Raw genomic sequence first — 23,667 nt, 5'->3', positions numbered from 1 at the left:
GAGGAAGGGCAGTCGATGGGCGATGTTGCGGCACGGTTCGCCGAGATCGTCGGGGACGCGAACTTGCTGTCAGGCGAGGCGATCCCCGAGGACTACGCACACGACGAGGCTTTGACCACCTCCGCACAGAGGCCCGCCCACCTGGCGAAACCGGGAAGCGCCGAAGAGGTCGCGGAGCTGCTCAAGGCGGCGAGCGAACACGGCGTGCCCGTCACCGCGCGAGGGTCGGGCACCGGGCTTTCGGGTGGGGCGCGGCCACGTGAGGACAGCCTGGTGATCTCCTTCGAGCGAATGAACGCGGTACTGGAGATCGACACCGAAAACCACGTCGCCGTCGTCCAGCCGGGCGTCACCTTGTCCGAATTGGACGAAAAGACCACAGAAGCCGGACTCGGCTACACCGTCTACCCCGGGGAGCTGAGCGCGAGCGTCGGCGGCAACGTCGGGACGAACGCGGGTGGTATGCGCGCGGTCAAGTACGGCGTCACGCGGCACAACGTCGTGGGCCTGCAGGCCGTGCTGCCCACCGGTGAGATCATCCGGACCGGCGGCAAGACCTCGAAGGTGTCGACGGGGTACGACCTGACCCAGCTGATCATCGGCTCCGAAGGCACCCTCGCGATCGCGACCGAGGTCATCGTGAAGCTGTATCCGCGCCTGCCCCACGGCGCCACGGTGTTCGCCCCGTTCGAGACCTTCGACGAGGTGATGACCGTCGTCCCGAAGATCCTCGCCAGCGGACTCGCGCCGCACATCCTCGAATACATCGACAACCTCACGCTCGCGGCGATCAGCTACAACGAGAAGCTCAGCCTCGGTGTCCCGGACGCCATCCGGGACAAGGCGCAGGCGTATCTGGTGGTGGCGCTGGAAAACCGCGACAACGACCGGCTGCACGCCGACGTCGAAGAGCTCGGCGGGCTGCTGGGCGATGTCGGCGCGATGGACGTGTACGTGCTGGAAGGCGCTTCGGCGCGCAAGCTCATCGAGGCGCGCGAGAAGGCGTTCTGGACGGCCAAGGCGGCCGGCGCCGACGACGTCATCGACGTGGTGGTCCCGCGGTCCGCCATGCCCGAGTTCCTGCGCAAGGCCAGGGAAATGGCATTGTCGCGTGAGGCGGGCGCGCTCGGTTGCGGGCACGCCGGCGACGGCAACGTCCACCTCGCCATCTTCTGCAAGGACCCGGAGAAGCGGAAGCAATTGCTGACCGACATCTTCGCGCTCGGTATGGAACTCGGCGGCGCGATCTCCGGCGAGCACGGTCTCGGACGCGCCAAATCCGGCTACTTCCTCGAGCTCGAGGACCCGGCGAAGATCGCGCTGATGCGCCGGATCAAGGAAAGCTTCGACCCGGCCGGGATCCTCAACCCCGGCGTTCTTTTCGCTGAGAGGGTTTGAAAGTGAGTGAGATGAACGGCGCCCAGTCCCTGGTTCGCACGCTCGTCGACGCCGGCGTCGATGTGTGCTTCTCGAATCCGGGCACCTCGGAAATGCACTTCGTGGCCGCGCTCGACACCGTGCCCGAGATGCGCGGCGTGCTCGGCCTGTTCGAAGGCGTCGTCACCGGTGCCGCGGACGGGTACGCGCGGATCGCCGGCAAACCGGCGGCCACGCTGCTGCACCTCGGCCCCGGTCTCGGCAACGGGTTGGCGAACCTGCACAACGCGCGCCGCGCGCACACCCCGATCGTCAACGTGATCGGTGATCACGCGGCCTACCACAAGCAGTACGACGCCCCGCTCGAATCGGATATCGAAGCCGTCGCCGGTTCGCTCGAAGGCTGGGTCCGCCGTTCCGAGCACACGAAGGACGTCGGTGCCGACGCCGCCGCGGCGGTCGCGGCCTCCCAGGACGCCCCCGGGCAGATCGCGACGCTGATCCTCCCCGCCGACGTGTCCTGGGGTGAGGGCGGCGAGACCTGCGCGCCCGTCCCACCGCGGAGCCCGCAGGCGGTCGACGCGACGACGGTGAAGAACATCGCCGAAGTGCTGGCCAGTGGTGAACCGGTCGCGCTGCTCGTCGGTGGCGGCGGCTGCCGTGCGTCCGGCTTGCTCGCGACCAGCCGGATCGCCGGCGCGACCGGGGTGAAGGCGTTCGTCGAGACCTTCCCCGCCCGGCTCGAGCGTGGCGAAGGACTGCCGACGATCGAGCGGCTGGGCTACCTCGCCGAGCAGGTCGCGTACCAGCTCGACGGGATCAAGCACGTGATCGTCGCCGGGACGAAGGCGCCCGTGTCGTTCTTCGCCTACCCCGGCAAGGCGAGCAACCTGGTTCCCGAAGGCGCGCAGGTCCACGTGCTGGCCGAAGTCGGTCAGGACGTGCCGCGCGCCCTGAACGACGTCGCGGCCCTTGTCGCGGCAGAGACGGAGCCCGTGCTGCAGGAGGCCGCCCGGCCCGCGCTGCCGTCCGGGCCGTTGACGCCGCAGAACTGGGTCGACGTGATCGGCGCCCTGCTGCCGGAACGCGCGATCATCGCGGACGAGGCGAACACCTCCGGCCTGCTGCTGCCCGCCGCGACCGCGGGCGCGCCCCGGCACGACGTGCTGACCCTGACCGGCGGCGCGATCGGCTACGGCATGCCGGTCGCGACCGGGGCGGCCGTCGCCGCGCCGGACCGGCCGGTGATCAACCTGCAGTCCGATGGCAGCGCGCTGTACACGATTTCGGCGTTGTGGACGCAGGCGCGGGAGAACCTCAACGTCACCACGGTCCTGCTGAACAACCGCGCGTACGCGATCCTCCGGCTGGAGTTGCAGCGGGTCGGCGCGGACGCCAACGGGCCCAAGGCGAACGAATTGCTCGACCTTTCCCGGCCCGACATGGACTTCGTCAAGATCGCCGAAGGCATGGGCGTCCCGGCGACCCGGGCGACGACCGCGGAAGAGCTGGCCGAGCAGTTCCAGCGCGCGCTCGCCGAGCCGGGACCGCATCTGATCGACGCGATCGTCCCGACGCTGTTCTGAGCGCGGCACCCTCCGTGCGACGTGTCTCTTCGTCGCACGGAGGGAGCTAGCGGACCGAGGCGACCAGAGGTTCCGGCTGGCGTTGCTTCGGGACGAACGCGGTCAAGACGAGGCCCAGGAGCGCCGCACCGGCGGCGACCGCGAAGCTCAGCCGGAAACCCGCCGCGGACGGAACGGACACCCCGCCGACGGTGATGGCCAGCGACGCGAGCATGGACGCCATCACCGCACTGGACGTCGACGTGCCGACCGAGCGCATCAGCGAATTCACTCCGTTCGCGGACGCGGTTTCGGTGACCGGAACCGAGCCCATGATCAGCGCGGGCATGGCCGCGTACGCGATGCCGACGCCGCCACCGATGATGATCGACGCCGTGATCAACTCGAAAGCGTTGTCCATCAGCACGGTCGCGAAAACGTATCCGGCCGCGATGGTGGTGGCTCCGGCCATCAGCGTCGTACGCGGGCCGCAGCGTTCGATGAGCCGGGCCGAAACCGGCGACAGCATGAACATGACCAGTCCGTTCGGCGCGAGGCAGAGGCCGGCCTGCACCATCGTCAAGCCGAGACCGTAGCCGGTCGACGCGGGCGCCTGGAGCAGCTGCGGGAACGACAACGCCATCGAGTACAGCGCGAACCCGATCATGATCGACGCGAGGTTGGTGAACAGGACCGGCCGCCGCGCGGAGACCCGCAGGTCCACGAGCGGGTCACGGCGCCGCAACTGGTAGGCACCCCAGACCAGCAGGATCACCACCGCCGTCCCGGCGAAGCCGAGGGTCCGGCCGCTGCCCCAGCCCCATTCGCCGCCCTTGACGATCGGCAGCAGCAGGCAGACCAGCCCCGCCGTCAGCCCCAGGGCGCCGAGGTAGTCGAACGGCGCAGGTGTCTTCACCGGTGACTCCGGCACCACGAACAGGATCAGCAGACCGCAGACCAGCCCGAGCCCCGCCGACGCCCAGAAGAGGACGTGCCAGTCGGCGTTCTGCGCGACCAGCGCCGATACGGGGAGCCCGATGGCGCCGCCGACGCCGAGCGTCGAACTCATCACCGAGATCGCGGCACCGACCCGTTCCGGCGCGAGTTCGTCGCGCATGATGCTGATCCCCAGCGGAATCGCGCCCATCGCGCAGCCCTGGAGCCCACGGCCGACGACCATCAGCGCGAGGGAGCTGGTCAGCGCGGACACGACCGAACCCGCGACCAGGAAACCCAGGCTGATCAGCAGCAACTTGCGCTTCCCGTAGAGGTCGCCGAGCCTGCCGCTCACCGGCATCACCACGGCTCCGGCGATCAGGGTCGCCGTCACCACCCACGACGCGTCGGACGCGGTCGTGTCGAGCAGCCGGGGAAACGCCGGGATGAGCGGGACGACCAGCGTTTGCATGAACGACGCCACCAGACCGCAGGTGGCGAGCACGACGACGAAGACCCGGGGCGAAGGTGCCCGTCCGACCGGTTTCACCGTGCGCATCCCATGATCCGACCTTACCCAGCACCACCCTTCTCAGTGAACGGTTCACCGACGGGATCACAACCAGGTGCGGACCCCGCCGTGCCCGGAACAGGTACCACGACGATTCTGGCTGTAGCTATGGGAACCGTCCTTGCAGATGACCGTCGCACCATCGGCCGCGCCCGGTCCGGCGGTGGTGGTCGCTTCCGCACTCCGCCGGATTCGGCACCTCGTGCCGGTGCTGATCTTCGCGATCGTGTTCGGGCTCTCCATGGACTACGAGGGGTTCCTAATGTCCCGGATGCACGAGGAATGGCGGCGTACCGGCGACGTCCGCCAGGGGCTCGCCTCCACCGGAAGGGTGATCACGGCGGCGGCGGTGATCATGATCCTGGTGTTCGGGGCGTTCTTGCCCGATCCCGACCGGATGCCGGCGCAGTTCGGTCTCGGGCTGGCGGTGCTGGTGGACGCGTTCGTGATCCGCTGTCTCGTGGTGCCCGCAATGTTGCGGCTGCTCGGGGAACGCGCGTGGTGGCTGCCGCGGTGGCTGGACCGGCGGTTGCCGCCCGTGGCGCTGGAACCGTCTGCCCGCCGGCCCCCGGATGCAATGAACGGTCCTTTCCTTGCAAATTTCGCAAGGAAAGGACCGTTCCTAGCACGTTAAAGCAGGTGAAGCGGCTTACTCGTAGATCTCGCCCTTCGCGGCCTTCGCGACCAGCGACTCGGGCGGGGTGAAGTGGTCGCCGTAGCGCTCCGCCAGCTCACGGGCGCGGTCGACGAAGCCCTGCAGGCCGCCCTCGTACTGGTTGATGTACTGGATGACACCACCGGTCCACGCCGGGAAGCCGATGCCGAAGATCGAGCCGATGTTGGCGTCGGCGACGGTGGTGAGCACGCCCTCGTCGAAGCACTTCACCGTCTCGAGCGCCTCGGCGAACAGCATGCGCTCCTTGAGGTCCTCGAACGGGACCTCGGCGCCGCCCGACTTGAACGCGTCGCGCAGGCCCGGCCAGAGACCGGCCCGCTTGCCGTCTCCGTCGTAGTCGTAGAAGCCCGAGCCGGTGGAACGGCCCTTGCGGTCGAATTCCTCCACCATCCGGTCGATGACACCCTCGGACGCGTGCGCGTTCCAGGTGCCGCCGGCGGCCTCGATCGCTTCGCGGGTCTCCTTGCGGATCTTGCGCGGCAGCGTCAGGGTCAGCTCGTCCATCAGCTGCAGCGGCGGGGCCGGGTAGCCTGCCTGGGCACCGGCCTGCTCGATCGACGCCGGCTCGACACCCTCGCCCAGCGCGGCGACGGCCTCGTTCAGGAACGTGCCGATGACGCGCGAGGTGAAGAAGCCGCGGCTGTCGTTGACGACGATCGGGGTCTTCTTGATCTGCAGCGTGTAGTCGAAGACCTTCGCCAGCGTGGCGGGCGAGGTCTTCTCACCGCAGATGATCTCGACCAGCGGCATCTTGTCCACCGGCGAGAAGAAGTGGATCCCGATGAAGTCCTCGCTCCGCCGCACGCCCTCGGCGAGCGCGGTGATCGGCAGGGTCGAGGTGTTGGAGCCGAGCACGGCGTCGGGGTCGACGAAGCCCTCGATCTCCTGGAACACCTTGTGCTTCAGCTCGACGCTCTCGAAGACGGCCTCGATCACGAAGTCGACGCCGGCGAAGTCCTCCGCCTTGTCGGTCGGCTTGATCTTGGCGAGCAGCGCGTCGGAGCGCTCCTGCGTGGTCTTGCCGCGGGAGAGAGCCTTCTCCTCCAGCTTGACCGCGTAGCCCTTGCCCTTCTCGGCGCCTTCGAGCGTGACGTCCTTGAGCACGACGTCGATGCCGGCCTTCGCCGAGACGTACGCGATCGCGGCGCCCATCATGCCCGCGCCGACGACGCCGACCTTCTTGGCGGTGTACTTCTCGAAGCCGTCCGGACGCGAGCCGCCGGAGTTGATGCTCTGCAGGTCGAAGAAGAACGCCTTCGTCATGTTCTTCGACACCTGGCCGGTGGCGAGGCTGACGAAGTAGCGGGTCTCGACGGTGATCGCGGTGTCGAAGTCGACCTGCGAACCCTCGATGGCCGCGGCCAGGATCGCCCGCGGGGCCGGCATGTTCGCGCCCTTGATCTGCTTGCGCAGGTTGGCGGGGAACGCGGGCAGGTTCGCCGCGAAGCTCGGGTTCGACGGGGTGCCGCCCGGGATCTTGTAGCCCTTGACGTCCCACGGCTGCACGCCACCCTCGGGGTTGGCCTTGATCCACGCCTTCGCGGCCGGGACCAGTTCCTCGACCGTGCCGACGAGCTCGTGCACGAGGCCGAGTTCCTTCGCCTTGGCCGGGCGGTGCCGCTGGCCCTGCAGCAGTACGTTCAGCAGCGCGCTCTGGATGCCCAGCAGCCGTACGGTGCGGACCACGCCACCGCCGCCGGGGAGCAGGCCGAGGGTGACCTCGGGGAGGCCGATCTGGCTGCCCTTGACGTCGGCCGCGACGCGGTGATGCGTCGCGAGGGCGAGTTCGAGGCCGCCGCCGAGCGCGGCGCCGTTGATGGCGGCCACGACCGGCTTGCCCAGCTGCTCGAGCCGTCGCATCTGGCCCTTCATCAGGGCACTGCTCTCGGTGATCTCGGCCGCGTTCTCCGGCTTGGCCTGGATCAGGTCGTTGAGGTCCCCGCCGGCGAAGAAGGTCTTCTTGGCCGAGGTGAGGACGACACCGGTGATGCTGTCCTTCTCCGCCTCCAGACGGTCCACGACGACGCCGAGCGACTCGCGGAAGTCGGCGTTCATCGTGTTGGCGGACTGCTTCGGGTCGTCCAGGGTGAGCACGACGATGCCGTCGGCGTCCTGCTCCCAGCGGATGGTCTTCGCTTCAGTCATTGTCTCTTCCTCAGACCCGCTCGATGATGGTCGCGACGCCCATGCCGCCGCCGATGCACAGGGTGACCAGGGCGCGGCGCGCCTGACGGCGCTCCAGCTCGTCGACGACGGTGCCGACCAGCATCGCGCCGGTGGCGCCCAGCGGGTGCCCCATCGCGATGGCGCCGCCGTTGACGTTGACCTTCTCCTCGTCGAGGCGCAGGTCCTTGATCCACTTGAGGACGACCGAGGCGAAGGCCTCGTTCAGCTCCCACAGGTCGATGTCGTCCGGGGTGAGGCCGGCGATCTTGAGGACCTTCTCGGTGGCCGGGGTCGGGCCGGTGAGCATGATCGTGGGCTCGGAGCCGACGGTCGCGGTGGCCACGATGCGGGCCCGCGGGGTCAGGCCGAAGTCCTTGCCGATCTGCTCATTGCCGACCAGCACCACCGCGGCGCCGTCGACGATGCCGGAAGAGTTGCCACCGGTGTGGACGTGGTTGATCTTCTCGACCGAGTGGTACTTCTGGAGCGCGACGGCGTCGAAGCCGCCCAGCTCACCGATGCCGGCGAAGGCGGGCTTCAGCTTGCCGAGACCCTCGACGGTGCTGCCGGGGCGACGGTGCTCGTCGTGGTCGAGGATCGTGACGCCGTTGATGTCCTTCACCGGGACGACGGACTTCGCGAAGTAGCCGCCGGACCAGGCCGCTTCGGCCCTTTCCTGCGAGCGGACGGCCCACGCGTCGACGTCCTCGCGGGAGAAACCCTCGATGGTCGCGATCAGGTCGGCGCCGGTGCCCTGCGGGACGATGTAATTGTCGTACGCGGTGGCCGGGTCCATGAACAGCGCGCCGCCGTCGGAGCCCATCGGCACGCGCGACATCGACTCGACACCGCCGGCGATGATCAGCTGGTCCCAGCCGGAGCGCACCTTCTGCGCGGCCGTGTTGGTGGCTTCGAGGCCGGAGGCGCAGAAGCGGTTCAGCTGCACGCCGGCGACCGTCTCGGGAAGGCCCGCGTTCAAGGCCGCGGTGCGCGCGATCACGGCACCCTGCTCGCCGACCGGGGATACGACGCCGAGGACGATGTCGTCGATCACCGCGGGGTCGAGGTTCGGGTGCCGGACCTTCAGCTCCTCGATGAGGCCGACCACGAGATCGACCGGCTTGGTGCCGTGGAGGGCACCGCCCTTGTTCTTGCCGCGAGGCGTACGGATCGCCTCGTAGATGTAGGCCTCGCTACTCACAGAAAAACTCCTCCGCGTACGGCGCTGTATCAAGGATGGACACAGCCGGATCGTACCGGCCGGTAGCCATGCTAATGCTGATTAACATAAACCGTGATAACCCCATGGTGTCAATGGGTTGCGATGCACGCAACCGGCGCTATCGTGTGTTCACCTATGGATCACCCGACCGAGCGTTCAGCCCGACCGCGCGACCGCAAGGCCCAGCTGGCAGGCCTCGCCGCGGAGCTGTTTCGCGCCCGCGGGTTCCACGGGGTCGGCATCAACGACATCGCCGCCGCCGCCGGGATCACCGGGCCCGCGCTGTACCGGCATTTCGCGGACAAACAGGCGGTGCTGTCCTACGTCGTGCTGTCCGGTATCGACGACATGGAGAGGGCCACCACCGAGACACTCGCCGACGTCGACCTCCCCGTTCCCGCGCAGGTCAACGCCCTGTTGGGCACGCTCGCCGCGCAAGCCGTGGAACGGCGCGAGGTCGCCGCACTGTGGCGCTGGGAGGGCAGGCATCTGCCCCGCGAGGGGCGCCGGGAGATCCGCCGACGGTCTGGCGCGGTGCTCGCGGCGTGGTCCAAGGCGCTGCTCGCGTTGCGTCCGGAACTGACCGCCGACGACGCCGAATTGCTGTGCTGGGCGGGGCTGAGCGTGTTCGGCAGCGTCTCCGTACATCACACGTCCGTGGCGAAGAAACGCTTCGCGCAGATCCTGGTGCAGCTGGCGGAATCGGTGCTGCATGTCACACTCCCCGAGCCCGAAGACACGCCGGAAGAGCCGCCGTCGATGGCGCTCGGCGAGCCGTCCCGCCGCGAGCAGATCCTCGCGGCCGCGACCGAGTTGTTCGGGCGACGCGGCTTCCGCGCGGTGAGCATGGAGGAGATCGGCGCGGCGGCCGGGATCGCCGGGCCCAGCGTGTACCGGCACTTCCCCAGCAAGGCCGCGCTGATGGTGGCGATCGGACATCGAGCGGCCGACAGGCTGGCGCTCGCCGCGGAACGGGCGTTGCGGACCGACGACGAACGCGACGCGCTGCGCAGGCTCGCGGCGTCCTATGTGCACACCTTGCTGCACACGCCCGAGCTGCTGGTGTCGTTCTCCGGTAGCCCCATGGAGCTGCCGGAACGCGACAAGGCGGACCTGATCAAGGTCCAGCGGGACTACGTCGCGCGCTGGATCGCGCTGGCGTCGGAAGTCCGCCCGGAACTGAGCCTGCGCGAAGTGAAGATCACCGTGCACGCGGCGCTGACCATCGCGAACGACCTCGCGCGCACCCGCCGGGTCAACGGCCGCCCGAACATCGAAGCCGAGCTGACGACGCTGACGCACGCGGTGCTCGGCGTCTGAAGACTCGTCTCTCACCGGCGGGGTCGCGCCCACGGTGCTCACGCACCTACTGAATGTGACTCGCGGTCAAGCCCCATGTCCCGGTGAAGCCCCAATGTCCGTGAAGGACTCCTTGAGGGACCCAGGGTCCCTCAAGGAGTCCTTCACGGACACCACGGGGGCGGGCGCCAGGAGAACCCGAATCGCCACTCACGACCACCTCGAGGGGCACTCACCTCCGCAACCTCTTCCCCTGGTGAGCAATCCGCCTCATGGGAACGACCCGAATCACTCACCAGCGTGACGTTCGCCTCCCCCGTAGTAGCGCATTCATCCAAGGGGAGTTAACCTACTCACGAGTAGGTAAGCGAGGCAGGGAGACTCACCGTGGGTGCGCCTAGGAAACGAGACGCGATGGGCCTTGGCCTGTCCGCGCTCACCCGGCTGGCCGGGAGCAAGGTCATTGAACGGGCCGGACTTCGGAAGCCCGTGCAGAACCTGGTCAGTGCCGGGACGCGCAACGGCTTCCGGGTCGCGGGCGCGGCGGGACGGACGTTCAAATCCGCCAAGAAGCTCGGCAAGCCGGCGCGGCTCGCGCCTGCCGAGGACACGGGGCTGTTCGATCTCACCCCGAGTGAGGATCAGCAGCTCATCGCCGAGACCGTGACGGAGTTCGCGGCCGAGCAGCTGCGGCCCGCCGCGGCCGACGCCGACGCGAAGCTTCAGGCGCCCGAGGGCCTGCTGAGCCGTGCCGCCGAACTCGGCATCACGCTCGTCGGCATTCCCGAGGAGCTGGGCGGCGTCGGCACCGAACGGTCGGTCGTCACGAACGCGCTGGTCGCCGAGGCCCTCGCGCACGGCGACCTCGGCCTCGCGGTCGCGGTGCTCGCGCCGTCCGCGGTCAGCACCGCGCTGGTGTCCTACGGCGACGAGCAGCAGCAGGCGGACTACCTGCCCGCGTTCGTCGGCGAGAACGTCCCGGCCGCGGCGCTCGCGTTGCAGGAGCGCACCGCGCTGTTCGACCCGTTCAAGCCGGCCACCAAGGCCCGCCGCACGCCGAAGGGCTACCAGCTCGACGGCGTGAAGTCGCTGGTCCCGAGGGCCGCGGACGCCGAGGTGTTCATCGTGTCGGCCGACCTCGAAGGTCGTGGCCCGGCGCTGTTCCTCGTGGAGTCGTCCAACTCGGGCGTCACCATCGAGTCCGAACCGGCGATGGGCCTGCGGGGCGCGGCGACCGGGAAACTGCACCTGGAAAAGGTCGCGTTGCCCGCCGGAGCACTGCTCGGCGGCGGCAAGGCCGAGGTCTTCACCGAGGTCGTCCGGCTCTCACGGCTCGGCTGGGCCGCGCTGGCCGCCGGTACCGCGAAGGCCGTCCTCGACTACGTGGTGCCGTACGTCAACGAGCGCAAGGCGTTCGGGGAACCGGTGAGCCACCGGCAGGCCGTCGCGTTCTCGGTGGCCGACATCGCCATCGAGCTGGAAGGACTGCGGCTGGTCACGCTCCGCGCCGCTTCCCGCGCCGAACAGGGCAAGCCCTACGCCCGCGAGGTGGCGCTGGCCCGGAAACTGGCCGCAGACAAGGGAATGCAGATCGGCAGCGCCGGGGTGCAGCTGCTCGGCGGGCACGGCTTCGTCAAGGAACACCCCGTCGAACGCTGGTACCGCGACCTCCGCGCGATCGGTGTGATGGAAGGCGCCGTCCTGCTCTAGGACTTTCGAAAGGCAATCATGATCAACCTTGAGGTTCCGAAGAAGGCCGGCACCCTGATCAACCAGGCGTACCAGGCCGCGGCCGAGGTGTTCCGGCCGATTTCGCGCAAGTACGACCGCGCCGAGCACACCTATCCCGCCGAACTCGACATGTTCGCCGCGCTGCTGGACGGGCTGAACTCCTCCGGCGAGGGCGGCGCGGGCGCGGCGGGCGTCCGCCGCTCCGAAAAGAACGAGAAACCGGGCAACCGCAACGGTTCCAACCTCAACATCGTGCTAGGCACGATCGAGATGTGCTGGGGTGACGTCGGTCTGCTGCTGTCGATGCCGCGTCAGGGGCTCGGCAACGCCGCCATCGGCTCGGTCGCCACCGACGAACAGCTCAAGAAGTTCTCCGGGCTGTGGGCCGCGATGGCGATCACCGAACCGGACTGCGGTTCGGACTCCGCCGCGATCAATGCGACCGCGCGGCTGGACGGCGACGAGTACGTGATCAACGGCGAGAAGATCTTCGTGACCGCCGGCGAGCGCGCCGACGCCGTCGTCGTCTGGGCCACTCTGGACAAGACGAAGGGCCGCGCGGCGATCAAGTCGTTCGTCGTCGAGAAGGGCACACCGGGCTTCGAGGTGGTGCGCGTCGAGCACAAACTCGGCATCCGCGCCTCCGACACCGCCGTGCTGCGCTTCGAAAACGTCCGCGTGCCGAAGGAGAACCTCCTCGGCACGCCGGAGATCGACACCGCCAAGGGTTTCGCCGGGGTCATGCAGACCTTCGACAACACCCGCCCGCTGGTCGCCGCCATGGCCATCGGTGTCGCCCGCGCGGCGCTGGAGGAGACCCGGAAGATCCTCACCGACGCGGGCGTGGTCATCGACTACGACAAGGCCGTCCACAGCCAGCACGCCGCGGCCGCGACGTTCCTTCAGCTGGAGGCGGATTACGAATCGGCGTACCTGCTGACGATGGAATCGGCGTGGATGGCCGACAACCGCAAGCCGAACTCGCTACAGGCCTCGATGGCCAAGGCGAAAGCGGGCCGGTCGGTCGTCGAGATCACGCTGAAATGCGTCGAGCTGACCGGAACCTTCGGCTACACCGAGGAATCGCTGCTGGAGAAGTGGAGCCGGGACGCGAAAATTCTGGACATCTTCGAAGGCACGCAACAGATCCAGCAGCTCATCGTGGCGCGCCGGATCCTCGGCAAGACGAGTGCCGAGCTCAAGTAGCATCCGAAATGCCGTGAAGGGGCCCGTGCAGCTGCACGGGCCCCTTTTCGTTTATTGCCAACAGAACGACAACACCATCAAGTGAACGGCTCCAGCGGCCGGACAGCGGTACTCTCAAACCTTCCCTCGCCCGCCAAGGCCGGAGTCGCGATGAGACCGCTCTCCTCTGCCGCACGCTGGTGTCTCATCGTCCTCGGCGTGACGATCTGCTACTTCGCGACCGCCCGGATCGGGATCCAGTGGGCGATCGTGCGCGAGCGGATCTCGCCGCTGTGGCCCGCCGCGGGTGTCGCGCTGGCGGTGCCGATGCTGCTGGGGCCGCGGTTCTGGCCGGGAATCTTCCTCGGCGCTCTCCTGACGAACATCGCCCTCGGCCCTTCGCCGGTCGCGGTCTTGGTGATTTCGTCGGGGAACACGATCGGCCCGATGCTGGCCTACGCGGTGATGCGTCGGCTGGGTGGCCGCGACCGGCTCGACCGGCTTCCCGACGCCGTCCTCCTGGTGGTGGTCGGGGCGATCGGCGGCACCGCCGTCAGCGCCGTACTGGGCACCGGCGTGCTGGTCCTCGACGGCGCGCTGGGCTCCAAGAACTTCTGGGCGACGGCGCTCGTGTGGTGGACCGGCGACGCGATGGGCGTCCTGACGATCACGCCGTTGTTGCTCCTGGCGCCGAGATTCCGCCTGCCGAGGCGGGTTTCACTCGCTCGCTGGGGTGAGGCGGCGGCGCTCGCGCTGCTCGGGCTCGGCACGGCGATCCTCGCGTCCACCACCATGTCCAAGCTGTTCCTGGTCTTCCCGGTGCTCGTCTGGGCGGCGCTGCGGTTCCGGCAGGCAGGAGCGCTGCTTTGTTCCTTGTGTGTCTGCACTTTCACGATCTTCGGCGCCATGCACGGGCTCGGCCCCTACGGCTCCTACGAGCTGGCCGCACGCATGCTGCACGTACAGGCCTTCGACGCCACTGTCGGGCTGACGGCACTGGTGTTGTCCACAGTCGTCCTGCAACGCGATCGCGCGACCTCCGAGATCACCGACGCCTGGCGCCAGATCACCGAAATGGTCGACCTGATCGAGCCGCGCCAGTCGTTGCGCAGCGCCATGACCCAGCGCAAGGACGATGACCTCGCCGACTGAGGCTCAGGCGACCTGTTCGTCGAGGAAGCGGTCGAGGTAACGCCACGTGGTCCCGCGCGCCTTCCGGCCGGTCAGCACGCCCAGGTGCCCGCCGGGCGCGGTCTCGAAGGTCACCGACGGCGAGTTGTCCAGCAGTTCGGTGAGCCGTTCGACGGCCGCGCGCGGGGCGATCGTGTCGTTCTGCCCGGCGATGACCAGGGTCGGCACCTTGATCCCGGACAGCGCGATGATGCGCCCGTTGAGGTCGACCGTGCCCTCGGCGAGGTCGTTGGCGCGGAAGAACCGGTGGTAGATCTGGCCGAACGTCCGCCCCGGATAGGCGATCATGTTGTCCATGAAATGGTCGACGGCTTCGATCTGCGCCAGGTAGTCCCGGTCGTCGAGGTTCTTCAGGATCGCCAGCGGTTTGGTGATCTCCTTGCTGATCCCGGTCGCCCGGAAGACCCGGCTGACCAAATAGGACGGTGCGCCGCCGAGCACGCGGTAGATCGGGGTCAGCAGGTGGCCGCCGGTGAGGTCCACCAGCGGGCGGAACGGGGCGATCAGCGGAATCGCGGTGAAGTCGAACGGCGAGGCGATGGTCGCGATCGACTCGATCGGCAGATCGGGCTGGTCCGCGGCGGTCAGCAGGGAGAAGATCCCGCCGAGGCACCAGGCGACGACGTGCACGCCCTGGCCGCCGGAGTCCTCGCTGACCTTGCGGATCGCACGCGGGAGCACTTCCTCGATCCAGTGCTCGATGCCGAGGCGCCGGTCGGAGAAGGCGACGTTCCCGTAGTCGACCAGGTAAGTGTTGCGCCCACCGTCGACCAGGTGCTCGGCGAGGCTGCACCCGCGGCGCAGGTCGAAGCACAGCGCGGGCGCGGCCAGCGGCGGCACCAGCAGCACCGGCGGACCCGACACCGGGGCGTTGCCATTCGTCAGCCGGTACAGCGAACGGTTGGGGCCCTGGTCGATCAGGACGCGCGGCACCGGGCGAAGATCGGCGACACCACCGTGCAGCACCTTCCCGACGACGTTCGACGCGGCGGCGGCGAGCCGTGCCGGGGGTGTGGCCATGGTGTGCCTCCTGGGGAATCGACGCGGCAAGACGTAATCTTGCCGCGTGCGGGCGCACGACTCAACACCGTGGCCGCCACAGGCCGTCCATTTCGGACAGTTGCTAGGCCGTACGAGTCAAGAATCGGCGCCCTTTTCCGCCGCCGGAGCACTGCGCGCGGCACGCGACTCGTACTCCGCGCGAGCACTGGAATGCGTTGCGGAGGACAGAATCTTGTCGCCGCCGAGCGCGCGGAGCAATCCTTCACCGAGACGGCGTGGAAGCAGCCGTGTGATCCTGCCCATGGCGTCCAGCGACGTGGGAACGAAGACGTCGAACTTGGGACGGCGTAACGCGCCGACAATGGCCTGCGCCACATCTTCCGGCTGCACCGACTTGAAGAACTTCGCCTCGCCGAGCCCGCTGGCCAGTTCCGTGCGGACCACCGCGGGCATCACGCAGGACACCAGCACTCCCGTTCCGTGCAATTCCAGGTGCACCGATTCCGACAACCCGACGACGGCGTGTTTCGTCGCGCAGTAGGTGGCGGCGCCGGGGAATCCGGCCTTGCCCGCCATCGAGGCGATGTTGACGATGTGGCCGGTACCACGCGGGCGCATCCGCTTCACGGCTTCCCTGGTGCCGTGGATGACCGCGTGCAGGTTGATCTCGAGCAGCCTGCGGGTCGCCGCGTCGTCCTCTTCTTCGAGTGGCGCGAGCGGCATGATGCCGGCGTTGTTGATCAGCACGTCGATCGGTCCGACGCGTCGCTCGACCTCGTCGAGGAACTCGGTGAAGCCCTTCGTGTCGGTGACGTCGAGCGGCAGCGCCTCCGCGCCCAGTTCGGCTGCGGTCTTCTCGGCGAGGACCTGGTCGAGGTCGCCGATGACCACCTTGGCGCCGAGCCGGGACAGCGCCGCCGCGGTACTGGCACCGATGCCCTGCGCCGCCCCGGTGATCACGACGACCTTGCCTGCCAGGGACCGTTCACGCTTGGCCATGCTGGGCTCCTCTGTGACATCACTGTCTGGGACTTCATCTATCCGAGCACTGTTGGCGATCTGTCAACTATGGTGCACCGGAAGCCGCGCGAACGCCAGTCTTACGGGCGCTGCTCGAACACCTGCCCGATCCAGCCCTTGACGTCGAAACGTTCCGTCGGCTTGAAGCCCTGGCTCTCGTAGTACCGCTGAAGGTCGCCGTCGCCACCGGCCCAGCAGTCGACCCGCACCAGCCCGATGCCGCGTTCCCGCGCCTCGGCCAGCGCGAACTCGATCAGCCGTGAGCCGACCCGGTGGCCGGCGAACCGGCGCGAGGTCAGCAGCAGGCCGAGGTAGATCTCCGGCTCGTCGACCGGCGAAACATGCGGAAAACGGTCACCGAGGATGGTCGCCCCGGCGGCCCGGCCGTCCACCTCGGCGATGTACAGCCCGGGACCGTCGGCCATTCCGCGGACCCGCTCGACCCGCTTCGGGATGGTGGACCATGGTTCGGTGCCCCACTGCCCCTCGCTACCCCGTTCGGCAAGCCACGCGACGGCCTCGTCGAACATGTCCAGCAACGTCTGGAAGTCCCCAGAACCACCCTGACGGATGAGGAAATCGCTCATGCTTCCGTTCTACAACATCGTGAGGATGCACGGGTGTTCTGTCGGTCAGACGACGCCGAGGTGCCGCGCGATCAGCATCCGCTGCACCTCCGAGGTTCCCTCGCCGATCTCCAGGATTTTCGCGTCCCGGTAGAAACGGCTCACCGGGAACTCGTTCATGAAGCCGTATCCGCCGAAGATCTGCGTCGCCTCGCGCGAGTTGTCCATGGCGGCGTTCGAAGCGACGAGCTTCGCGATCGACGCCTCCTTCTTGAACGGCTCACCGCGCAGCATCTTCGACGCCGCCGCGTAGTACGCCAGCCGCGCGGTGTGCGTGCGTACCTCCATGTCGGCGATCTTGAACTGGATCGCCTGGTATTCGCCGATCTTGTGCCCGAACGCCTCGCGCTCCTTGACATACCGCAGGCATTCGTCGATACAGCCCTGCGCGAGCCCGACGCTCAGCGCGGCGATCGCCACCCGGCCTTCGTCCAAAATGGACAGGAACTGGGCGTAGCCGCGGCCGCGTTCCCCGACCAGGTTCTCGGCCGGGACGCGGACGTCGTCGAACGACAGTTCATGCGTGTCCGAGCAGTTCCAGCCGACCTTGGAGTACTTCGGCGCGACGGCGAAGCCCGGCGTGCCGGATGGGACGATGATCGCCGAGATCTCCTTGCGGCCGTTCTCCTTCACGTCGGTGACGGCGGTGACCGTGACCAGTTTCGTGATGTCGGTGCCGGAGTTGGTGATGAACGACTTGCTGCCGTTGATCACCCAGGTGTCGCCGTCGAGTTTCGCGCGCGTGCGGGTGGCCCCGGCGTCCGAGCCGCCGCCGGGTTCGGTGAGCCCGAAGGCGCCGAGCGCGGTGCCGGCGCACAACTCCGGAAGCCACTTCCGCTTCTGCTCCTCGGTGCCGAACCGGTAGATCGGCATGGCGCCCAGGGAAACACCGGCCTCGACGGTGATCGCGACCGAGGAATCGACGCGCGCCAGTTCCTCCAGGGTCAGGCAGAGCGCGAAGTAGTCGCCGCCCATGCCGCCGTACTCCTCGGGGAAGGGCAGGCCGAACAGGCCCATCTCGGCCATCTTCGCGACGATCGCGTACGGGAACTCCTCCCGTTCGTAGAGGCCGCCGATGACCGGGGCGACCTCGGAGCGCGCGAATTCCTCGACCGTCTTGCGCAGCGCCTCGTACTCGTCATCCAGCCGAAAGTCGATCATTGGCCATCCTTTTGGGGTGTCACAACGGCTACCGTCTCGTCCAGCGCGACCTGTTGGCCCACCCGGACGGGGAGTTCGCTGACCACGCCGTCGATCGGCGCGGTGATCGTGTGCTCCATCTTCATCGCCTCGACGACCACGAGCGGCGTCCCGGCGCTCACCACGTCACCGGCGGCGGCCTTGACCACCAGCACGGTTCCCGGCATCGGGCTGGTGACCGGTCCGGCACCCCCCGCGGCGCCGGCGGCCGAACGCAGCCTTTCGCGCTCGCCGATCGTGAAGCTGTGACCGTCACGCGCGAGCCACACGGTCCTTCCGGTCCCGGCGGCGTGCCGGTACCGGTGGAAACCGGTGGGGTGCCGGACTTCCAGCAGGTCTCCCTCGCGCCGCGCGGAAACCCGGACCGGCCCGGCGCCGTCCACGCTTACGAGCGCGTTCGCCGGAGTGCCTTGCACCCGCACGACGACTTCGGAGCTTCCCGACTTCAGCGCGAAGTCGATACCGCCGGAAGCGCCGAGTCGCCAGCCGTCGGGGACATCCCACGGGTCGACGACGGATCCCTGCGGCTGCAAGGAAAGCAACCTGTCGAGCGCGGCGGCCACGAAGAACTCCGGCGGCACCTCTTGAGAGACCAAAGTGGACAATCGCCGATCGACGAGCCCGGTGTCGAGCTTGCCGTCGCGGACGTCGTCGTCGGCGAGAAGCCCGCGCAGGAAGGCGATGTTCGTGCCGAGGCCGAGCAACGCGGTGTCCGCGAGCGCCAGATCGAGCCGGTGCAACGCGGCCGCGCGATCCGGGCCCCAGGCGATGACCTTGGCCAGCATCGGATCGTAGTTCGACCCGATGACCGCGCCCTCGCTCATCCACGAGTCGACGCGTACGCCCTCGCCGGACGGCTCGTGGACCGCGAGCACGGTTCCCCCCGTCGGGATGAAGCCGCGAGCGGGGTCTTCGGCGTAGACGCGGGCTTCGACGGCGTGGCCGTCCAGCCGGACGTCGTCCTGCGACACGGTGAGCACGTCGCCGTCGGCGATCTTGACCTGCCATTCGACGAGATCGAGCCCGGTCACCAGTTCGGTCACCGGATGCTCGACCTGCAGGCGGGTGTTCATCTCCATGAAGAAGAACTCGTCGGGCGCGGTGGCCGACACGATGAACTCGACCGTCCCCGCGCCGACATAGCCCACCGAGCGCGCGGCCTCGACCGCGGACGCGCCCATCTTCGCGCGCGTGGCTTCGTCGAGGAGCACGGACGGCGCTTCCTCGATGATCTTCTGGTGCCGCCGTTGCAGGCTGCACTCACGCTCACCGAGGTGGATCACGTTGCCGTGGGTGTCGGCGAGCACCTGGATCTCGATGTGGCGCGGCGTGGTGACGAACCGCTCCATGAGCAGCGTGTCGTCGCCGAAGGAACCCTTGGCCTCACGGCGGGCGGATTCCACGGCAGCGTCCACTTCGGACAGTTCGTTGACCAGCCGCATCCCCTTGCCGCCACCACCGGCGGACGGCTTGATCAACAGCGGGAACCCGACCTTCTCCGCGGCGGCGGCGAAACCGCCTTCGGGAATGTCCACATCGGACGCGCCGGGCACCACCGGGACACCGGCCTTGGACACCGTCGCCTTGGCGCGGATCTTGTCGCCCATGGCGTCGATCGCCTCGACCGGCGGGCCGATGAAGACCAACCCCGCGTCGGCGCAGGCGCGGGCGAATTCCGCGTTCTCCGCGAGGAATCCGTAGCCGGGGTGGACCGCCTGCGCGCCCGTGTCGAGCGCCGCCCGGACGATCGCCGGGATGGACAGATAGCTTTTCGCCGCTTCGGCCGGACCGATGCGGACGGCGGTGTGCGCCTCCCGGACATGCCGGGCGTCGGCGTCCGCGTCGCTGTACACCGCGACCGAACGGATACCGAGCCCCTGCAGCGAGCGGATCACGCGGACGGCGATCTCCCCGCGGTTGGCGACCAGAACCGTGTCGAACATGCTCACATCCTGAAGACGCCGTAGTTGACATCGGACAAAGGCGCGTTGGCCGCCGCGGACAGCGCGAGGCCGAGCACCGTGCGGGTGTCCGCCGGGTCGATCACGCCGTCGTCCCACAGCCGCGCCGTCGAGTAGTACGGGCTGCCCTGCGCCTCGTACTGCTCGCGGATCGGGTCTTTGAACGCCTCTTCTTCCTGAGTGGACCAGTCGCCGCCGCGAGCCTCGATGGCGTCCCGGCGGACGGTGGACAGCACCGACGCCGCCTGCTCGCCGCCCATCACCGAGATCCGCGCGTTCGGCCACATCCACAGGAAGCGTGGCGAGTACGCGCGACCGCACATCGAATAGTTGCCCGCGCCGAAGGAGCCGCCGATGACGACGGTCAGCTTCGGCACACGCGCGCAGGCCACCGCGGTGACCATCTTCGCGCCGTGTTTGGCGATGCCGCCGGCCTCGTAGGCCCTGCCGACCATGAAGCCGGTGATGTTCTGCAGGAACAGCAGCGGGATCGAGCGTTTGTCGCACAGCTCGATGAAGTGCGCGCCCTTCATCGCGGACTCGGCGAACAGCACGCCGTTGTTCGCGATGATGCCGACGGGGTGGCCGTGGATCCGGGCGAACCCGGTGACCAGCGTCGAGCCGTACTCCTTCTTGAACTCGCCGAACCGGCTGCCGTCGACGATCCTCGTGATGACCTCGCGGACGTCGTAGGGCACGCGCGGGTCGGTCGGGACGACGCCGTACAACTCGTTCGGGTCGGCGGCGGGCGCCTCCGTCGGGAGGACGTCCCACGGGCGAGGTGTCCTCGGGCCCAAAGTCGACACGATCGAGCGAACGATGCGCAGGGCATCGGCGTCGTCCTCGGCCAAATGATCGGTGACGCCGGACTGGCGCGAGTGGACGTCGCCGCCGCCGAGCTCCTCGGCCGTGACGACCTCGCCCGTCGCGGCCTTCACCAGCGGCGGGCCGCCGAGGAAGATCGTGCCCTGGTTCCGCACGATGACCGCTTCGTCGCTCATCGCCGGGACGTACGCGCCGCCCGCCGTGCAGGAGCCGAGCACCGCGGCGATCTGCGGGATGCCGCGCGCGGACATCGTGGCCTGGTTGTAGAAGATCCGGCCGAAGTGCTCACGATCCGGGAAGACCTCGTCCTGCCTCGGCAGGAACGCGCCGCCGGAGTCCACCAGGTAGACGCACGGCAGATTGTTGTGCAGCGCGACCTCTTGCGCGCGCAGGTGCTTCTTGACGGTCATCGGGTAGTAGGTGCCGCCCTTGACCGTGGCGTCGTTGGCGACGATCACGCATTCGCGGCCCGAGACCCGCCCGATACCGGCGATGATCCCGGCCGACGGCGCTTCGTCGTCGTACAGTCCGGTGGCGGCCAGCGGGGACAGCTCCAGGAACGGCGATCCCGGGTCGAGGAGGGTGTCGACCCGGTCGCGTGGCAGGAGTTTGCCCCGCTCGACGTGGCGGGTGCGGGATTTCTCCGGGCCCCCGAGCCGGGCGGCGGCGAGCCGCTTGCGCAGGTCCTCGACCAGCTCGGCGTGGGAGGTGACGCTGCGGGCGTACTCGTCGCTGCCCGGATCGGCCGAAGTGCTCAGTACGGGTGTGTCCATGGCTCCTCGTCGCCAAGTTAGCCGTCGTTAACTTGCCGTCGTAGGTTAACGCCCACTAACCCACTCTGTCCACCGCACCCGGAAGTACATGAAGGCCCCCTTCCTGTACCTGGGCGCAAGGAAGGGGGCCTTCATGTACTTCGAGCGGATCAGCCGATCGCGGAGACCAGCGGGGCGTAGTAGCCGCCCCGCTGACCGGCGACCGTCGGGTGGTACGAGTTCACGATCGGCCAGGTGAGGCTGTGCAGGTAGTCGTTGGCCGACGAGCAGATGTTGTGCCCGGTGAAGGCGGGCCGCACGTCGACGAACTTCGCGCCGTTCGCGGAAGCGCGGGCCGAGAGCACCGACGCGAGCGCGTCGGAACCCGAGTTGATCGCCGTGCGCTTGGTGTCGCTCAGCCCGACCGAGCACGAACCCGGCACCGTGTAGAAGCGCGGATACCCGAGCACGACCAGCTTCGCGCTGGGCGCCTTCGCCTTGATCTTGCCGTAGACGTTGTTCAGCAGCCCGGGAAGCGTGTTGTTCACGTAGGTCTTCGCGGTGTTGACCCGGTTGACACAGGTCTGGTCGCTGCCGGTGGTGCAGGTGGTCATGACGTCGGCGAACCCGGCGTCGTTGCCGCCGACCGAGACCGTTACCAGCGTGGTGCTGGAGGTGACGTTCGCGATCTGATTGAGGACGTCGCCGGTGCGCGCCCCCGAGCACGCGGCGAACTTGAACGTGGTCCCGGCGTGGGCGTTGGCCCACAGCTGGGGATAGGCGTTGGCACTGCGCATGCAGTCGCCCGAGTTCCCGTAGCTGCCGGCACCGACGCCGGACGAGTACGAGTCACCGAGCGCCACGTAGTCGGTCGCCGCTTGGGCGGTGCCCGCGAGACCGAAGGTGGCAAGGACGGCGACCCCCAGGGCCGCACCTAAACGAGTGAAGGAAAGAGCTTTGATCCGAGCAGGGACGGCCATGGTCACTCCTTCGTGACAAGTTAACGAGACACAGCATTACCAGGTGGTAGCACTACGCAAAAGGGTCATTTCCCCAGGTAACCCGCTTGGCCCAGGCTGGAAGTACGGCCGCGTGTTAGCGCTCGCTAACACGCGGCCTTAATATGGCCAGATGCCGGCGAACCCCACCCCACTCGTGAACGGCGAGAAAGCGAACAGGCGTGAACAGATCATGTCCGCCGCCGCCGAACTCTTCGCCCACCACGGTTTCCACGGCGTCGGCATCGACGACATCGGCGCGGCCGTCGGCATTTCCGGGCCGGCGTTGTACCGGCATTTCCGCAGCAAGGACGCCATTCTCGGCGAAATGCTGAACTCGATCAGCCGCTATCTGCTCGAAGGCGGGACGGCGAGGGCGAGCCAGCGGGACGAGCCGGACGAGGTTCTCGATGCATTGGTGCATTTTCACGTCGACTTCGCGCTCGCGCATCCCGCGCTGATCACCGTCCAGGAACGCAACCTCGCCAATCTCACCGACAGTGACCGCAAACAGGTCCGCGCCCTGCAGCGTCAGTACGTCGAGGTATGGGTGCGCGCGATCAGTGACGCCGTCCCCGGGATCGGCGAGCGTCAGGCGCGCTCGGCGGCGCACGCGGTCTTTGGGTTGATCAACTCGACGCCGTACAACCGCCATCTCGGTGACAGCGAACTGGCCGAGATGCTCTGCCGTCTCGCGCTGGGTGCACTGCACGCCGCGAAGTGACCACGTCCGGGTTTCGGTCTATCCCCACTTTTCCGTCCTCTGGTGTTTGATAGGCACGTGGAGCCGGACAGGAGCGAGTACGAGCGGAGGCTCGTCGAAAAGGCGCAGCGTGCGCTCGTGGCGATCAGCCTCGGGGAGGACGCCGAGGCGCTCGACGAGCTCATGCCGACCGCCGTCGAGCCCCAAGCCCGCTCCGAGGAGACCAAAGAGCTCGTGATGATGCTGTTCGGCGAATGCAGCGCCATGGTGTCCACTCTCGGCGACGGCGGGAGCGCGCCGGTCAAGGTGCAGGTGTTCGACGAGGACGGTGAAGAGGTCTCGATCGACCAGGCGGACCCGCCCGTGCGGACGGCCGTGCGCACGCTGCTGGCCGAGGTCCACGGCAACAGCGAGGCCGCGCAGGAGCAGGTCGAGATCGCGCTCGCCAACGCCGCGCCCGACGAGGTCGACAGTCTGGTGCTGCAGGCGCTGCGCTGGACGATCCGGCTGTCGGCGGAATGCCTGGACCGGGACCTGCCGGTGGCGCCCTGGATCTCGGACGCCGTCGCGGACTAGGCGCGCTCGCTCTGTGCGGCCGCAGGTGTGGGGGGGGGGGGGGGGGGGGGGGGGGGGGGGTGGTGGGAAAGGAGGGGGCGTGGCA

General features: G+C 68.3%; 19 protein-coding genes and 1 pseudogene. 9 read left to right on the top strand and 11 right to left on the bottom strand.

Annotated elements, in window-relative coordinates; genetic code table 11:
• Positions 1-15 precede the first annotated feature (15 nt).
• Both ACZ6DT_RS09450 and ACZ6DT_RS09445 read left to right on the top strand, forming a co-directional pair.
• The gene (locus tag ACZ6DT_RS09450; protein WP_465591185.1) at positions 16-1,398 is read left to right on the top strand and encodes an FAD-binding oxidoreductase; all 1,383 of its coding nucleotides are present in this window, start codon (positions 16-18) and stop codon (positions 1,396-1,398) included.
• Between the two features lie 11 nt (positions 1,399-1,409).
• Positions 1,410-2,963, top strand: coding sequence for an acetolactate synthase large subunit (locus ACZ6DT_RS09445; RefSeq protein WP_465591841.1), 1,554 nt, complete (start codon positions 1,410-1,412; stop codon positions 2,961-2,963).
• A gap of 46 nt (positions 2,964-3,009) precedes the next feature.
• On the opposite strand, the gene ACZ6DT_RS09440 is transcribed toward ACZ6DT_RS09445, so the two are convergent.
• Entirely contained in the window at positions 3,010-4,437 is a 1,428-nt protein-coding gene (locus tag ACZ6DT_RS09440) for an MFS transporter (protein WP_465591182.1), read from the bottom strand.
• Positions 4,438-4,494: 57 nt separating this feature from the next.
• Positions 4,495-4,578, bottom strand: a complete 84-nt coding sequence (locus ACZ6DT_RS09435; protein WP_465591839.1) for a DUF3761 domain-containing protein — start codon at positions 4,576-4,578, stop codon at positions 4,495-4,497.
• Between the two features lie 16 nt (positions 4,579-4,594).
• On the opposite strand from ACZ6DT_RS09435, the pseudogene ACZ6DT_RS09430 reads away from it, so the two are divergent.
• Positions 4,595-5,008 (top strand): annotated as a pseudogene (locus ACZ6DT_RS09430) (MMPL family transporter); the annotation flags it as partial.
• A 90-nt stretch (positions 5,009-5,098) separates the two neighbouring features.
• On the opposite strand, the gene ACZ6DT_RS09425 reads toward ACZ6DT_RS09430, so the two are convergent.
• Positions 5,099-7,270, bottom strand: coding sequence for a 3-hydroxyacyl-CoA dehydrogenase NAD-binding domain-containing protein (locus ACZ6DT_RS09425; protein ID WP_465591179.1), 2,172 nt, complete (start codon positions 7,268-7,270; stop codon positions 5,099-5,101).
• 10 nt (positions 7,271-7,280) lie between these two features.
• The gene (locus ACZ6DT_RS09420) at positions 7,281-8,492 is read right to left on the bottom strand and encodes an acetyl-CoA C-acetyltransferase (protein WP_465591176.1); all 1,212 of its coding nucleotides are present in this window, start codon (positions 8,490-8,492) and stop codon (positions 7,281-7,283) included.
• A 156-nt stretch (positions 8,493-8,648) separates the two neighbouring features.
• Here ACZ6DT_RS09420 and ACZ6DT_RS09415 point away from each other — a divergent pair, with 156 nt between their 5' ends.
• The 4 genes from ACZ6DT_RS09415 (at position 8,649) to ACZ6DT_RS09400 (ending at position 13,880) form a co-directional block, all read left to right on the top strand.
• Complete coding sequence (locus ACZ6DT_RS09415; protein WP_465591173.1) at positions 8,649-9,833, top strand: TetR/AcrR family transcriptional regulator; 1,185 nt, start codon at positions 8,649-8,651, stop codon at positions 9,831-9,833.
• A 393-nt stretch (positions 9,834-10,226) separates the two neighbouring features.
• Positions 10,227-11,522 (top strand): acyl-CoA dehydrogenase family protein, encoded by a 1,296-nt coding sequence (locus tag ACZ6DT_RS09410; protein ID WP_465591171.1) that lies wholly within the window; start codon positions 10,227-10,229, stop codon positions 11,520-11,522.
• Between the two features lie 18 nt (positions 11,523-11,540).
• Positions 11,541-12,749, top strand: coding sequence for an acyl-CoA dehydrogenase family protein (locus tag ACZ6DT_RS09405; RefSeq protein ID WP_465591168.1), 1,209 nt, complete (start codon positions 11,541-11,543; stop codon positions 12,747-12,749).
• A 150-nt stretch (positions 12,750-12,899) separates the two neighbouring features.
• Positions 12,900-13,880: an MASE1 domain-containing protein gene (locus ACZ6DT_RS09400; protein ID WP_465591165.1), complete on the top strand. Its 981-nt coding sequence runs from the start codon at positions 12,900-12,902 to the stop codon at positions 13,878-13,880.
• Between the two features lie 3 nt (positions 13,881-13,883).
• On the opposite strand, the gene ACZ6DT_RS09395 is transcribed toward ACZ6DT_RS09400, so the two are convergent.
• The 7 genes from ACZ6DT_RS09395 to ACZ6DT_RS09365 form a co-directional block, all read right to left on the bottom strand.
• Positions 13,884-14,939 (bottom strand): alpha/beta fold hydrolase, encoded by a 1,056-nt coding sequence (locus ACZ6DT_RS09395; RefSeq protein WP_465591162.1) that lies wholly within the window; start codon positions 14,937-14,939, stop codon positions 13,884-13,886.
• 117 nt (positions 14,940-15,056) lie between these two features.
• Positions 15,057-15,920, bottom strand: a complete 864-nt coding sequence (locus tag ACZ6DT_RS09390) for an SDR family oxidoreductase (protein ID WP_465591159.1) — start codon at positions 15,918-15,920, stop codon at positions 15,057-15,059.
• Positions 15,921-16,021: 101 nt separating this feature from the next.
• Positions 16,022-16,528, bottom strand: a complete 507-nt coding sequence (locus ACZ6DT_RS09385) for a GNAT family N-acetyltransferase (protein ID WP_465591157.1) — start codon at positions 16,526-16,528, stop codon at positions 16,022-16,024.
• 45 nt (positions 16,529-16,573) lie between these two features.
• Positions 16,574-17,728, bottom strand: a complete 1,155-nt coding sequence (locus tag ACZ6DT_RS09380) for an acyl-CoA dehydrogenase family protein (protein WP_465591154.1) — start codon at positions 17,726-17,728, stop codon at positions 16,574-16,576.
• Positions 17,725-19,710 carry an acetyl/propionyl/methylcrotonyl-CoA carboxylase subunit alpha gene (locus ACZ6DT_RS09375; RefSeq protein WP_465591151.1) on the bottom strand — a complete coding sequence of 662 codons (1,986 nt, stop codon included), beginning with the start codon at positions 19,708-19,710 and terminating at the stop codon, positions 17,725-17,727. The genes ACZ6DT_RS09380 and ACZ6DT_RS09375 overlap by 4 nt, the downstream gene beginning before the upstream one ends.
• A gap of 2 nt (positions 19,711-19,712) precedes the next feature.
• Positions 19,713-21,326: a carboxyl transferase domain-containing protein gene (locus ACZ6DT_RS09370; RefSeq protein WP_465591148.1), complete on the bottom strand. Its 1,614-nt coding sequence runs from the start codon at positions 21,324-21,326 to the stop codon at positions 19,713-19,715.
• Positions 21,327-21,475: 149 nt separating this feature from the next.
• Positions 21,476-22,285 (bottom strand): SGNH/GDSL hydrolase family protein, encoded by an 810-nt coding sequence (locus tag ACZ6DT_RS09365; protein WP_465591145.1) that lies wholly within the window; start codon positions 22,283-22,285, stop codon positions 21,476-21,478.
• 151 nt (positions 22,286-22,436) lie between these two features.
• On the opposite strand from ACZ6DT_RS09365, the gene ACZ6DT_RS09360 reads away from it, so the two are divergent.
• The gene (locus ACZ6DT_RS09360; protein ID WP_465591142.1) at positions 22,437-23,027 is read left to right on the top strand and encodes an SACE_7040 family transcriptional regulator; all 591 of its coding nucleotides are present in this window, start codon (positions 22,437-22,439) and stop codon (positions 23,025-23,027) included.
• 57 nt (positions 23,028-23,084) lie between these two features.
• On the top strand, positions 23,085-23,582 hold the full coding sequence (locus ACZ6DT_RS09355) for a hypothetical protein (RefSeq protein WP_340687231.1): 498 nt from the start codon (positions 23,085-23,087) through the stop codon (positions 23,580-23,582).
• Positions 23,583-23,667: the final 85 nt, after the last annotated feature.

This window comes from Amycolatopsis sp. NPDC041971, from assembly GCF_055588925.1.
This window is presented reverse-complemented; position numbering and strand designations above follow the sequence as displayed.